At 65.6% G+C, this 13055-nt stretch carries 13 protein-coding genes and 2 tRNA genes; 8 read left to right on the top strand and 7 right to left on the bottom strand.

Translation table 11 applies throughout. The features are described 5' to 3' along the window. Positions 1-30: 30 nt before the first annotated feature. Both NLM25_RS28990 and NLM25_RS28985 read right to left on the bottom strand, forming a co-directional pair. Positions 31-492 (bottom strand): DUF488 family protein, encoded by a 462-nt coding sequence (locus NLM25_RS28990; RefSeq protein ID WP_254139264.1) that lies wholly within the window; start codon positions 490-492, stop codon positions 31-33. A 9-nt stretch (positions 493-501) separates the two neighbouring features. After that, complete coding sequence (locus NLM25_RS28985; RefSeq protein ID WP_254139263.1) at positions 502-1338, bottom strand: DUF72 domain-containing protein; 837 nt, start codon at positions 1336-1338, stop codon at positions 502-504. Between the two features lie 101 nt (positions 1339-1439). Here NLM25_RS28985 and NLM25_RS28980 point away from each other — a divergent pair, with 101 nt between their 5' ends. The 4 genes from NLM25_RS28980 to NLM25_RS28965 all read left to right on the top strand — a co-directional run bounded on the left by NLM25_RS28980 (position 1440) and on the right by NLM25_RS28965 (position 5025). Continuing rightward, a complete protein-coding gene (locus tag NLM25_RS28980) occupies positions 1440-1835 on the top strand; it encodes a hypothetical protein (RefSeq protein WP_254139262.1) in 396 nt (131 codons plus the stop codon). Between the two features lie 88 nt (positions 1836-1923). After that, positions 1924-2121 (top strand): hypothetical protein, encoded by a 198-nt coding sequence (locus NLM25_RS28975; protein ID WP_254120941.1) that lies wholly within the window; start codon positions 1924-1926, stop codon positions 2119-2121. Positions 2122-2381: 260 nt separating this feature from the next. Beyond that, entirely contained in the window at positions 2382-3515 is a 1134-nt protein-coding gene (locus NLM25_RS28970) for a glycosyltransferase family 2 protein (protein ID WP_254139261.1), read from the top strand. A gap of 7 nt (positions 3516-3522) precedes the next feature. Further along, entirely contained in the window at positions 3523-5025 is a 1503-nt protein-coding gene (locus tag NLM25_RS28965) for a glycosyltransferase family 39 protein (RefSeq protein WP_254139260.1), read from the top strand. A gap of 190 nt (positions 5026-5215) precedes the next feature. On the opposite strand, the gene NLM25_RS28960 is transcribed toward NLM25_RS28965, so the two are convergent. Together NLM25_RS28960 and NLM25_RS28955 are read right to left on the bottom strand one after the other, a co-directional pair. Then, positions 5216-7105 carry a CHASE2 domain-containing protein gene (locus NLM25_RS28960; protein ID WP_254139259.1) on the bottom strand — a complete coding sequence of 630 codons (1890 nt, stop codon included), beginning with the start codon at positions 7103-7105 and terminating at the stop codon, positions 5216-5218. A gap of 61 nt (positions 7106-7166) precedes the next feature. After that, on the bottom strand, positions 7167-7691 hold the full coding sequence (locus NLM25_RS28955) for a FecR domain-containing protein (RefSeq protein ID WP_254139258.1): 525 nt from the start codon (positions 7689-7691) through the stop codon (positions 7167-7169). 665 nt (positions 7692-8356) lie between these two features. On the opposite strand from NLM25_RS28955, the gene NLM25_RS28950 reads away from it, so the two are divergent. Further along, positions 8357-9442 (top strand): DUF2778 domain-containing protein, encoded by a 1086-nt coding sequence (locus tag NLM25_RS28950; RefSeq protein WP_254120932.1) that lies wholly within the window; start codon positions 8357-8359, stop codon positions 9440-9442. 75 nt (positions 9443-9517) lie between these two features. On the opposite strand, the gene NLM25_RS28945 is transcribed toward NLM25_RS28950, so the two are convergent. The 3 genes from NLM25_RS28945 to NLM25_RS28935 form a co-directional block, all read right to left on the bottom strand. Beyond that, positions 9518-10342, bottom strand: coding sequence for an SDR family NAD(P)-dependent oxidoreductase (locus tag NLM25_RS28945; RefSeq protein ID WP_254139257.1), 825 nt, complete (start codon positions 10340-10342; stop codon positions 9518-9520). A gap of 77 nt (positions 10343-10419) precedes the next feature. After that, complete coding sequence (locus NLM25_RS28940) at positions 10420-11058, bottom strand: glutathione binding-like protein (RefSeq protein WP_254139256.1); 639 nt, start codon at positions 11056-11058, stop codon at positions 10420-10422. A 12-nt stretch (positions 11059-11070) separates the two neighbouring features. Beyond that, positions 11071-11664, bottom strand: a complete 594-nt coding sequence (locus tag NLM25_RS28935; RefSeq protein ID WP_254139255.1) for a cysteine hydrolase family protein — start codon at positions 11662-11664, stop codon at positions 11071-11073. 127 nt (positions 11665-11791) lie between these two features. On the opposite strand from NLM25_RS28935, the gene NLM25_RS28930 reads away from it, so the two are divergent. The 3 genes from NLM25_RS28930 (at position 11792) to NLM25_RS28920 (ending at position 12960) form a co-directional block, all read left to right on the top strand. Continuing rightward, entirely contained in the window at positions 11792-12625 is an 834-nt protein-coding gene (locus NLM25_RS28930; protein WP_254139254.1) for a LysR family transcriptional regulator, read from the top strand. Positions 12626-12819: 194 nt separating this feature from the next. Next, positions 12820-12890, top strand: a tRNA-Ser gene (locus NLM25_RS28925). A gap of 4 nt (positions 12891-12894) precedes the next feature. Beyond that, a tRNA-Asn gene (locus NLM25_RS28920) sits at positions 12895-12960 on the top strand. Positions 12961-13055: the final 95 nt, after the last annotated feature.

The following is a 13055-nucleotide window of genomic DNA, read 5'->3' as shown; positions in this document are numbered from 1 at the left end:
ACGCAGCGCGCCCCGGAATGACGGCTGCGGCTACACCTGCCGCCCCGCCAGATTCCTCACCGCGACGCCATCGCGCTCCTCGATGATCTCCGCGATCATCTGGCGATGGCAATGGGTGTGGTCGCGCTCGTAGCAGAGCAGGCACACGGGGCCGGCCTTCATCACCAGCGCCGAGAGCTCGTCCATCTCTTCTCTCGCTTGCGGCGTCTTCAAGTGCTTCGCGTAGATCTTCTCCAGCACATCGTATTGCCCGCTGCGCGCGGCGAGGCGGCCCTCTTTGGGCGTGCCGAGGGCGGCGAGATGGACATAGGCGATGCCGCGCTCATCGAGGCCAGCAGAGAGTTGCTTCTTGGAGAATCCGGGCCGCCGCGATGAGGTCACCGCGCGCACGTCGACCACGAGCTTCACGCCGGCCTGTTCCAGCTCGTCCAGCACCGCCTTGGGCGGCGTCTGCTCATAACCGATGGTGAAGAGCTTCTTCGTCTTTGCCATGAACCATCCTCAGCTCACCCGCGCGATCAGTTCCATGGCGCCGGCCGGCGCGCGCACCTTGCCCTCGTGGATGACGTAGGCGAACACGTCGCGCGGCTCTTTCTTCGGCTTGGCCTTGTCGACCTTCGGCAGGTCGTCGGGTTCACTTCCCTCGGCCCAGTCCTGAAAGCGCTTGGCCCAGGCATCGAGCTGCTTTGGCGGATAGCATGTCTTCAGCTCGTCGTTGCCCTTCTGCAGGCGCGCGTAGACGAAGTCGCTCGCGACATCGGCGATTGCCGGATATTTGCCGTGCTCGGCGAACACGACGGGCGTCTCGAACTCGCGGATCAGCGCGACGAAGTCCGGCGTGCAAAAGCTGTCGTGGCGGACCTCGACGACATGGCGCAGCGCACGGCCCTCCAGCTTGCGCGGCAACAGCTCCAGGAACTTGCCGAAATCGGCCCCGTCGAACTTTTTCGTCGGCGCGAACTGCCACAGCACCGGGCCGAGACGGTCGCCGAGTTCCAGCACGCCGGAATCGTAGAACCGCTTGATGGAATCGCCGGCCTCGGCGAGCACGCGGCGGTTGGTGGCGAAGCGCGGTCCCTTCAGCGAGAACACGAAACCATCGGGCACTTCGCCCGCCCATTTGCGAAAGCTCTCCGGCTTCTGCGAGCCGTAATAAGTGCCGTTGATCTCGATCGAGGTCAGCTTCGAGGCCGCGTAGGACAGCTCCTTCGCCTGCGTCAGCTTCTCCGGATAGAACACGCCGCGCCAGGGCTCGAAAGTCCAGCCGCCGATGCCGATGAAGATGTTGCCGGATTTTTTGGACGCGGTTTTTGCTTTGGCCACGGGAGGATCTCGCATCGACGGGGGAGGGACCTCATCCTAATCAAACCAGATGTGATTGGCCAGTTGCCGCGCCCGGTCTAAGCTTTGCGACGGACCCGCGAAAAAGGAGAACAAGAATGCGGATGCTGATGCTGGGAGCGGCGCTCGTCATGATGACATCTGCTGCCATGATATCTTCGGCCATGATATCTTCAGCCATGGCGGATGACGATGACGCCAAGGGGGCGCAGAAGCTCGCCCAGCAGGGCCGCGACGATTACTGGCATTGCCTGGCGCGGGAATATTCGCGCGACTCCAATCAGGGACTGTCGGAACAGGATTTCGGCCGTTCGGTCGCGGGAGCCTGTCCGTCGGAGCGGCAATATTACCGGGTGGCGCTGCTCGACTATCTCACCACGCAATATCCCAACATCGATTCCGGCGCCCATCTCGCCACCGCGAACAGGGCGGTCGAGTCGGCGCAGAAGGACATTGTGACGGCCTTCGTCAAGCACCGGCTGCCGCAGAAGTAGGCCATTCACCGAGGCCGTCCGGGAGCTCTTCCGGCGCCGCGCGCATCCATGGTATCACTGGGCGCATCTGGAACAGGGGTGGGCTTCCATGTCGTCTGAGTCGGTGGGTGGCATTCTGGGCGCGATCGTCGCGGCGGTCGTGCTTGCGGTCGCCATCGTGTTCGGGCCGATCGGCCAGTACGGCAAGCCGCCCAGGCCGGTAAAGGTCGAACCGGCTGCGGCGGCGCCCGCTGTCCCGGCCGCACCCGTGCCACGTGGGCCGGTGATCAAGGAAGTCCCGAACTAGCAAGGGTCTGAAAAAGGAGCCTTTTGGCCCTTGCGAAGCGGTTTTGCCGTTCCTATCTAGCTTCTAACGGCGACGTTGAGCGAAAACTCCGGCGCTGGGACGACCTTGGAATAGCCTGGACCTGCGCCGGATGTACGCGCGGTCCGCCGTTCCGGGGTCGTTGGCATTTTAGGGCCCTTTTGGGCCGTTCCCCAGAGAAACCCTCGCTTGGCAGCGCTAGAACTTGGCAGCGCAGGACGCGGCGGATATACGCTCCCGTCATGAATGAAGCGATCAGACCGGGCCCCGACACGTCCCCGCAGGCTCAAGAGGCGCCGGAACTGTCGGTGATCGTCCCGACGTTCAACGAGCGCGACAACGTCACGGTGCTGTACCGGCGGCTGGAGGCGACACTCGCCAACGTCGCCTGGGAAGTCGTGTTCGTCGACGACAATTCGCCCGACGGCACCTGGGATGTCGTGCGCGCACTGGCGCAGCGCGACAATCGCGTGCGCTGTGTCCGCCGCATCGGTCGTCGCGGCCTGTCGGGCGCCTGCATCGAGGGCATTCTGGCCTCCAGCGCGCCCTACGTCGCCGTGATCGATGCCGACCTTCAGCACGACGAGACCCAGTTGCCGAAGATGCTGTTGCTGCTCGCGAGCGAGCAGGCCGATCTCGTCGTCGGCAGCCGCTACATCGAGGGCTACAAGAGCGAAGGCTTCAACAAGCAGCGCGCCGGCGCCAGCGCGCTGGCGACCGAGGTCGCAAAGAAGATGCTGCGGGTGGAGATCGCCGATCCCATGAGTGGCTTCTTCATGGTTCGCCGCGACCGTTTCGAGGAGCTCGCGCCGAAGCTGTCGGTGCACGGCTTCAAGATCCTGCTCGATCTCGTCGCCTCCGCGCAAGGCACGTTGCGCGCCGTCGAGATTCCCTACACCTTTGGTGCCCGCCAGCACGGCGAGAGCAAGCTCGATTCCATGGTCGCACTAGACTTCCTCGGCCTCGTCCTGGCCAAGCTGAGCAACGACATCGTCTCGCTACGCTTCATCCTGTTCGCGATGGTCGGCGGCATCGGCCTCGTCGTGCATCTGACCACGCTGTTCATCGGACTTGAGCTGTTCAAGGCGCCGTTCGCGGAGGCGCAGGCCGCGGGCGCCATCGTCGCCATGACCAGCAATTTCGTCCTCAACAACTTCCTCACCTACCGCGACCAGCGGCTGAAGGGCTTCGCGCTGCTGCGCGGCCTGATCGCGTTCTACATCGTGTGCAGCGTCGGCCTGCTCGCCAATGTCGGCGTCGCCTTCTCGGTCTACGACCAGGAGCCGATCTGGTGGCTGGCCGGCATGGCCGGTGCGCTGATGGGCGTGGTGTGGAACTACGCGATGTCCGGACTGTTCGTCTGGCGCAAGAAATAGCTGCAGGATGGGTGGGGCTGACGCGCGGATCGTCCGCAACACCGTACTGGTGATTCTTGCGCTGGTCGGATTGCGGCTGGTCGCCGCCGCGTTCACGCCGATCACCTTCGACGAAGCCTATTACTGGATGTGGTCGAAGAACCTCGCCGGGGGCTATTACGACCATCCGCCGATGGTCGCCTATGTGATCCGCGCCGGCACCATGATCGCCGGCGACACCGAGCTCGGCGTCCGCCTGGTCTCGATCCTGCTCGCGCTGCCGATGAGCTATGCGATCTATCGCTCCGCCGCGATCCTGTTCGGCGGTGCGCGGGTGGCCGCGACCAGCGCAATCCTGCTCAACGTGACGATGATGGCCTCGGTCGGCACGCTGATCGTGACGCCGGATGCGCCGCTGCTGGTCGCCTCCAGCTTCGTGCTGTTCTTTCTCGCAAAAGTCCTGGAGACCGGCCGCGGCGTCTGGTGGCTCGCAGTCGGCGCGGCGGTCGGCGCGGCGCTGCTATCGAAATACACGGCGATGTTCTTCGGCGCCGCGATCCTGATCTGGCTCGCCTCCGTGCCGAAGCTGCGGCACTGGTTTCTGTCGCCCTGGCCGTATCTCGGCGGCCTCGTTGCCCTCGCGCTGTTCTCACCGGTGATCCTCTGGAACGCAGATCATCAATGGGTCTCGTTCGCAAAGCAGCTCGGCCGCGCCAAGATCGAAGACTTCCGTCCGGTCTTCATCGCCGAGCTGATCCCGACCCAGATCGCGTTCGCGACCCCGCTGGTCTTCATTCTCGGTGCGATGGGTCTGCATGCGCTGACCTGGCGCAGGGCCGGCGCGCTGGCCTCGCGCGTGCTGATCGAGGCGATGTTCTGGACCATCGTCGCCTATTTCGTCTGGCATTCGCTGCATGCCCGCGTCGAGGCCAACTGGTTCGCGCCGGTCTATCCGCCCTTCATCGTTGCCGCGGCCGCCGCCGCCAATCTCGTGCAGTGGCAGCCGCGCGCACGCCGCCTGGTCGATTTTTGTCTGCGCTGGGCGGCGCCCACCGGCATCGTGATGTTTGCCGCGCTGATCGTGCAGGCCAACACCGGCTGGCTGTCGGGCCATCGCCGCGATGCGACCGTGCGCAGCGTTGGCGTCGGCTGGCGCGAGCTCGCCGCCGAAATCGAAGCCGTGCGCGCGCGCAATGGCGCGAGCTGCGTGCTCGCGCCGGATTACGGCACGACCGGCTGGCTCTCGTTTTACCTGCCGCGCGGCACCTGCGTGCTGCAGCAGAACCAGCGCATTCGCTGGGTCAACATGCCCGAGCCCGATCCAAAGCTGCTTGCCGGCAAGCTGATCTATGTCGACGAGCTGCGCTCGGACGGCCGTCCGGCTCTCGAGGATCTCTTCGGCAGCGTGACACAGGTCGCGCAATTGCAGCGCAAGCGCGGCCCGCTCGTGGTCGAGACCTACGGCATCGATCTGCTCGAAGGCCCCAAGGGCGACGTGCTCGATCGCTCGCCGCCGCCGGAAGCGCGGTAGCCCGGCGTCCCTTCCTCTACTGTCGTCCCTGCGAACGCAGGGACCCATACCGCCAGGGAGTGGTTTGACGAGGACTGGTCGTGAGCAGGTCTTCGCGCGGTACAGGCACCGCGCTCATCGATAGATCACGCGGTATGGGTCCCCGCGTGCGCGGGGACGACAGCAGTGTGTTGGGCAACAGCGGTGGTTATTAGCCGATCACCTCGGCCCTGGTCGCCGCCTGGCCCGGCCCATCCTGATCGCGCCAGAACCACACGGTCACGACGCCGGAGCGGCCGCGGACCTGCGTGAGCAGGGGGCCTGACAGAACGCCGTCGGGCGCGCCGTGGAAGTCGGCCGCATCCAGCAGCGTATCGGTCAGTGCGAGCCGCGCATCGTTCTGGGCGGCGACCTCCATCAGCCGGCTGGCGACGTTGACGGTGTCGCCGTTTGCCGTGATGTGCTGGTGGCTCTCGCCGAGACGGGAGGCGACGATCGGGCCGAAATGCGCTCCGATCTTGAAACCGAGACAGCCGCCGATCGCTGATGGCAGTGACGCGATCCAACGCTCGGCGCCGCGGTGCAGGTCGATCGAACATTTCAGCGCGCGCGCCGCATCGTCGGGCATCGCACTTGGCAGGCCGAACAGGATCATCGCGCCGTCGCCGAGAAAACTGGTGATCATGCCGCCGCAATCGACCGCGGTCTTGTCGATCAGCACGTGGAACGCCTTCAGAATGTCCTGCAGCTCGTCCGGATCGATCCGTTCGCTCAGCGCCGTGAAGCCCGAGAGATCGATGAAGACGACGGCGGCGTCTTGCCGGACCGGTTTCGACAGGAAATTCGGATCACGCGCCAGCCACTCCTGCACGGCCGGCGCCTGGAATTGCGCGAGCGACCGGCTCTTGGCGGCAAAATATTGCGTGCGGCGGCCTCCCGCCCACAATTGCACGCCGGCAAAGACTACCACCGGCGGCACGGCTGCGGCGAGCGTGGTCGCGGCGTTCAGCCAGACGCCGTGCGTGAACGCGAACAGGTTGAGGCCGGCCCAGGCAATCATCGCCGCGGCTGCCGCTGTGATGCCGAGCGCGCTGCGCCGCCAGGCGAGCAGGCCCACCAGCAGCATCGGCAGCAGGATTGCGGTGAGCGCGTCGGCGATGTGGACCTTGCGGTCGCGCACGATGCCGTCGCCGGCGACCAGATGGGTGATTGCGGTCGAGACCACCTCGACTCCCGGCATCAGGGAATCGAACGGCGTCGGATAGAAGTCGCCGCCGCCGGCGACCGAAGCGCCGATCACCACGATCCGGTTCTCGATCGCCGCGCGATTGAGCGTGCCGTCGAAGATGCTCTGGGCGCTGACAGTGCGGATGGTGCGGCGCGGGCCGTAATAGGTGATCGGCAGCGCGAAGTCAGTGTCGGTCGGCACCGCGCGGTCGCCGAGCATGAGATGATCCGGCGCGATCGTCAGCGGCTTGTCGAGCGCGCGCGTCGCAACGCGCAGGGGAAATGACAGCTCGACCTTGTCGCGCGTCCGGAACAGCATCGGCACCGCGAGCGGCGAGCCCGATTGTCCCGTCGCGACGTTGACGACGCCGACCTCGGCGTGATCGGCGAACGCCGGCAGCGGCAGCAGGAAGCGCTCGGCCTGCGGGAGAACGGCGAGGGGGCCCTGGCTGCTCGGCTCCACGGTCTCGCTTGCAGACGGGAAGATCGCCGCGGCGGCGAGCACCATGGGACCGGTGGCGAGCGTGTTGGCCAGCGTGGCGTCGCCGATCGCGGCGCTGCGGTCGACCAGAAGCAGGTCGATCGCGACGACTTTCGGCTTGAACTGCACGATGGTGTCGACCACGCGGGCGAGATCGGCGCGCGGCAGCGGATAGGTGCCGCCGCGCTTCACCACGGTGTCGTCGATCGCGACGATGGTGACGAGATCGGGCGCAGCCTTCACGCCGCGGACTTGCGTCCGCCAATCCGTCAGCGTCGCCTCGAGCCGATCGAGAAAGCGCAGATGACCGTTGGCGTGGCCGGCATAGATGCCCGCGCCCCACAGCGCGGTGAGGACGAGTGCCACCAGGATCTGAACGCGTCGGCTACTCATGCGGTCGGTCTGCAATCTTCCTGTGTCCAAATCTCATTGGCTGAGCCTTATCGACCCGGCCTCATTGTCCGAGGCGTGCCATCAGCGCGTCGATGCGCGGCTTGCCCCACTGCTTGACGCTCAGAGGGCCGGTCGCTTCCACGTCGACGCCTTCGCCGGGACCTAAAACGACGCCGCGCCCGCGGCTCCTGCGGGTCACGCCGACGCGGCCGTCGGCGACGAACACCGAAGTCTTTGCATCGGCGACGTCGACCGCCCATTTCGTCCCGCGCACGGCGGCGATCGCCTGCGGCGTCAGCACCTTGAAGGGATTGCCGCCGGGCTTTCTGGGGACCTCGACCAGCAGCGCTTTGCTGCTCAACTCCACGGAGTCTATATGTCCGTCGCGGTTGGCGTCCTTAAGTTCAAATCTGGCGCCGTTTTCCGCAACGATGGTGATGCCGTTGTCGCAGCGCCAGGTCTGCGTGCCGGCCGCCGATGGCGATGCCGTGCAGCCCGCATTGGTGGCAGGCTGCGCAGTCGCAGATCCAATCAACAGAAGCGACCCCGCCAGGGCGAAAAACCCTGTGCGCGCGAACCCTCTCATGCCAGCCTCCGTTTGCGTGCTCGGCACAGTTCAAGGCGATGTTGATACGGTACCGTATCACGCGCAGAGGCTGCTGAAAAGTGCCGAGGTTGCAGCTATTTTCTCGGCACGGCCATTTCCAGACGGGCGCGATCAACTTTCAGTCACGGCGCCGTGCGGTGTCAGCGCTCCATGCGCGATGGGCGAGTTGCTTCCGCCGTTCTGCCGACACGCGCGCGTGGCGGGAGAGGAAGGAGGGCCTGCGCGCACCAGCCCCGCGCAACGCTCCGGCGCTATGGTCGGGCCGATTTGATGACCACGAAAAGGACTTGGTTGGATGCGTTTAGGAAGGCGGCCGGTGAGGTCCGCTGACCGCTCCGATCCGGCCGAGAATTATAGTTAACAGACCCGCCTAAGTCCGTAGTTCTGCGGACTTTTTTCTCGAAATGGGACAGCGTGAACGCGCCGCCCCATATCCGCCCGAACTTAATCCGCATTTAACTAAAAGTCGCCTTAATGACGCTCCGACCTCCTGCGAGATGCTGGTCCCGGATCGTGACCAGCGGCACTTCGAAGGGGGACTGAGTGACACCGTCCTGGACGCAAGGCGAATGAGTACGAGTATCGCTGCGCAGAGTAACGCGGCACGGAAGTCCAAGAATTCATATCGGAAGCCTTCCCGGAAAATGACTGCGACCAATTGGCTTGGCGCCGCGGCGATCGGCTGCGCCGTGATCGGCGCCGGCTGGACCATCTACAGCAACGTGTTCGGCGCCAGCGTCTATCCGACCGTCGGCAGCATTGGCTACGACGAGCCCGTGATCAAGCGAGCGCCCAGGGTGGCGCTGCGCGAGGCCGGCGAGGCCATCAACGAAACCTTTGCGTTGTTGCCCGACCGGTTGCAGGTCGCCGCTCCGATCTCCCGCGAGATGTTCAACGAGCGCTTTGCCGCGGCTGCGACGCAGGGCGTGGCGTCCAATGCGGCGAGCGCTGCACCCGCAGCCCAGGTTGCTGTGGCCAAGGACGCGCCGAAGCAAGGCGTGATCGCGAAGGTCGCGGAAGTGCTGAAGCCTGCCGCGGCGAAGGTCACTGAGAAGGTTGCGGATGCTGCCAGGGGCAAGCGCGGCGCCGACGCGCCGGTGCAGCTGGCCTCGGCCGATCCGGCCGAGATCGTGCCGGCGCCCGAAGCAAAGCCAAAATCGTTTGCCGATCGCGCCAAGGCCGCGGTGATGTCGATCACCGGACCGCGCCAGTCGATGGTCGAAAAGCTCTGGGGCAAGCGTGAGCCGTCCGGCGGGCTGCTCGCTTACGCCTCCGCCGATGCCAGCGTGACCGCGTCGATCGCGCCGAAGGAGCAGAACCCGATGCTCGGCGGTTCGGCGCCCTATGAACGCGACACCGCGGTCTATGACATCACCGCCAAGACGGTTTACCTGCCCGACGGCACCAAGCTCGAGGCGCATTCCGGCCTCGGCTCCAATCTCGACGATCCGCGTTCCTCGCGGGTCCGCATGCGCGGGGTGACGCCGCCGCATATCTATACGCTGAAGCCGCGCGAGGCGCTGTTCCACGGCGTGCCGGCGCTACGCTTGACCCCGATCGGCGGCGAGAGCGCGATCTACGGCCGCGACGGCCTGCTCGCCCACACCTTCATGCTCGGCCCGAACGGCGATTCCAACGGCTGCGTGTCGTTCAAGGACTACTACGCGTTCCTCGACGCCTACCGCAACAAGGGCATCCGCAAGCTCGCCGTGCTGGCGCGGGTCGAGTGATCTCAGCTCATCCTGGATAATGCAAAAGGGCCGCTTGCAGCGGCCCTTTTCTTTTTGTGCCTCGCTCGCGCGTTTTCAGCCCGGCCAGCACTGGCCGCCGCCGTCGATCCGCAGCACCTGGCCGGAGACGAAGGCGCCCATGGGACCTGCGAAGAATTCGACGACGCGGGCGACCTCGTCGACGGTCGCGATGCGGTCGAGCGTGCCGGTCTCGACCATCCGGTCCGGGTCCACCGCGCGGGTGCCGAGGAAGCGGCCGGTGCGGGTATCGCCGGGCGCGATGCAGTTGACGGCGATGTCGTAGGGGCGGAGCTGGTCGGCCAGGCATCGCGTGTAGTGGGTGACGCCGGCCTTCGACACCGCATAGATCGAGCCCTGGGTGCGCCCCTTGAAGGCGGCGACCGAGCCGAGCGTGACGATGCGGCCGCGCTTGCGTTCCATCATGCCTTTTGCGACCGCCTGGCAGGTCAGGATGGTCGAGAGCAGATTGCGCTCCAGCACCGCGCGCACATCGGCCTCCTTGATGTGCACCGCGTCGTTCGGGTCGGGTTTGCCGCCGGCGGCTGCGATATCGCCGCCGGCATTGTGCACGAGAATGTCGATCGGGCCGAGCGCGGCTTCCGTCTCCGCAATCACGCGCGCGATGTCCTCACCCCTGGTGAGATCGCCGAGCACGCGCTGGCTGCGCACACCGAACTGCTGGCCGATCTCCGCGGCCACCGCGGTGAGGGTGGTGCCCTCGCCATATTCCGCCGGCCCGTTCTCGCGCATGCCGTGGATGGCGACATCGGCACCGAGCGCGGCGAGCTTCTCCGCAAAGGCGCGGCCGAGCCCGCGCCCCGCGCCCGTCACCAGCGCAACCTTGCCTGCCAGAAGCTTCGCCGTGTCATGCGATGTCATGATCTTGTTCCCGTTTTTGAAAGTTCAGTCGGTCACAAGATCTAACCCATTCGGCATCACCTGTACCAGTGATCCCTTCATGCCGCGCTTGCGGCCATGGCCTTGCGCAGCGCCATCTCGGTCGCGATCGCTTCTCTCACTGTGGGGCGCGCCTGCATGCGTTCGAGATAGGAAGCGAGCGACGGCCATTGCGCGACGTCGACACCTGCGGCACGGAGCAGCAGCAAAGCCCAGGCGAGATGTGCGTCCGCAACGGTGAAGCGTTGGCCCACGAGGAATTCACGGTCCGTCAGATGCGCTGCTGGCACCGACAACGTCTGTGCGATCCTTGCGCGCGGTTTGGCGAGCGAGGCATCGTCCTTGTACCAGAAGGTCGGAAACAGGAAGGCCTTGTGGATCTCGGTGCCGATGAAGCTCAGCCATTCCTGCAGGCGGTAGCGATCGGGATCGCCGGGCGGCGGCGCAAGGCCGCGCTCGGGCTTCAGGTCGGCGATGTATTGCAGCACCGCTGCGCTTTCCGTCAGCCGCTCGCCGTTGTCCAGCACGAGGACCGGCACAGCGCTCTTCGACGAAATGCCGCGAAAATCGCTGTCGTCGTCCGCGACTGTCTTGGTCGCGAGATGCACCAGATGATAGCGCGCATCGAGGCCGGCTTCCATCAGCGCGATGCGGCTCGCAAGCGAGCAGGCCATCGGCGAGAAATAGAGCTGCAGCATCGCGTTGCCCCGCTATGTCAGCGCATCGCCGCGCGCGATGATCGCGAAGCGGTCGGATAGCTCGGCGAGCGCAACCTCGTGGATGGCCCGGGCGTCCAGCGTGCCGCCGCGTCCGTCGGGCAGGTCGCGCGTGGCGCAGGAATCGGCGTCGATCGTCGTGCGAAAGCCGAGGTCGAGCGCGGCGCGCGCCGTGGAGCTGACGCACATATGTGTCATGAAGCCGGCCAGCACGATGTTCTTGCGGTCGGTCGCGTCAAGGCGCGCCTTGAGATCGGTGCCGGCAAACGCATTGGGCAGCTCTTTTTCGATCACCAGCTCGCCGGCACGGGGCGTGAGCTCAGCGACAATGGCGCCCCGCTCGGCGGCGCGATCGAACAGACTGCCCGCCTTGCCGCGGTGGGCGATATGGATGATCGCGGCTCCGCTCTCTCGGGCCCGCGCCAGCAGCGCAGCTGCCCGCGCGATCGCGGGCCTGGCGTCGGGCAAGGCGAGGGGGCCTGTGAGATATTCGTTCTGGATGTCGATCAGCACCAGTGCGGCGTTGCCAAGTCGCGGCGGGTTGAGGTCGGCACCGGCAAGCTGCAGCAGGGTCTTTGCGGTCGTCATGGTCTGGAAATCTCCGGGGCAAAAGGCACGACGAGCATAGCCCCATGAGCACCTGCCGATATGCAGGGATATTGCAGCTGGTGGCTGCGATATTGCAGGCTGCGCCCGGCCGATATAACCTCGAGCGATGAACTGGGACGATCTGCGCATCATCGCTGCCGTCAGGGACGAGGGCACTTACGCCGGCGCCAGCGCGCGGCTGCGCATCGACGAGACGACGGTCGGGCGCAGGCTGTCGCGCATCGAGCGTGCGCTCGGCCTGCGTCTGTTCGAGGCCGCCGACGGCGTCCGCAAGCCGACACGGCAATGCGAAGCGGTGCTGGCGCATGTCGAGGCGATGGCGGCGCATGCCGCCGAGATCGGCCGCGTCGGCGAGAGTCTGGCAGGTCCGGTGGGACGCCTGCGCATCGCCTCCACCAACACGGTCGCCGAGGAGGTGCTGTCGCCGCGCGCGAGCAATTTCCTGCGCGCCAATCCCGGCCTGACGCTGCAATTCCTCACCTCGAGCGAGAACGTCAAGTTCTCGCGCTGGGAAGCCGACCTCGCCATCCGGCTGCGCAAGCCCGACAAGGGCGACTTCGCGATCTCAAAGCTCGGTGAGACCCGCATCTACTATTTCGAGCCTGTTGCGAGGGACGCCGAGCCGATGCTGTGCGCCTATCCGGACGAACTCGGTGCCATTCCCGAGATGCAATTCCTGCGCACGAAGCAAGCCCGCTCGCGCTGCGTCACCGACAACGTTCGCGTCATCCGCAGCCTGATCCTCTCGTATCAGGCCGCAGGCGTGCTGCCGGAGTATGTTTGCGCGGATCTGCTCGGCGATCGTCGCCTGCGCGCGACGCTGCTGCCGAAACGGCGCGACGTCTGGCTGCTCGTGCAAAATCACCTCAAGCGCGACGCCGCAACGCGCGTGACGATCGACTGGGTGAGGGCGTGTTTTCAGGACATGTCGCGCAGTTGAGGCGTTGCTGCGGTGTGACGATCGCGTCACAGCGAAAGGCGCGTGACGAAAAAATCTTGCACTCCCCTCTTGCAACCCGAACGTGCTTCGTCTATTAGCCCGCTCCTTCGCTAGGCCATGGGTTCGGGCTCTCTGAGATCCCGACTGGCGCGGGCCGCTCTGCGGTTTCGTGTTCCGCCGAATGAAGCAGAAACGCAGGACGTAGCTCATGGAGAGCGTCGGGCTTGAACACCCGAAGGCATCGGTTCGATTCCGGTCTCTTGCACAAAGGATAGCTCAGTTTGGTAGAGCAGATGACTGTTACTCATCGTGACGCGGGTTCGAATCCCGCTCCAGCGCTCCGTTTCAGCCTGAAAAGCTGATACCTCTGACGAGGACCGGACGCGCGCTTCAGTCGCCGTCCGGCCGTTTTGCCCAAAAAGGCTTCCGA

It is taken from the genome of Bradyrhizobium sp. CCGB01, assembly GCF_024199795.1.
Classification (GTDB): Bacteria; Pseudomonadota; Alphaproteobacteria; order Rhizobiales; family Xanthobacteraceae; genus Bradyrhizobium.
Note: the sequence above shows the minus strand (reverse complement) of the source record. Positions and strands in the feature narration are given on the sequence as shown.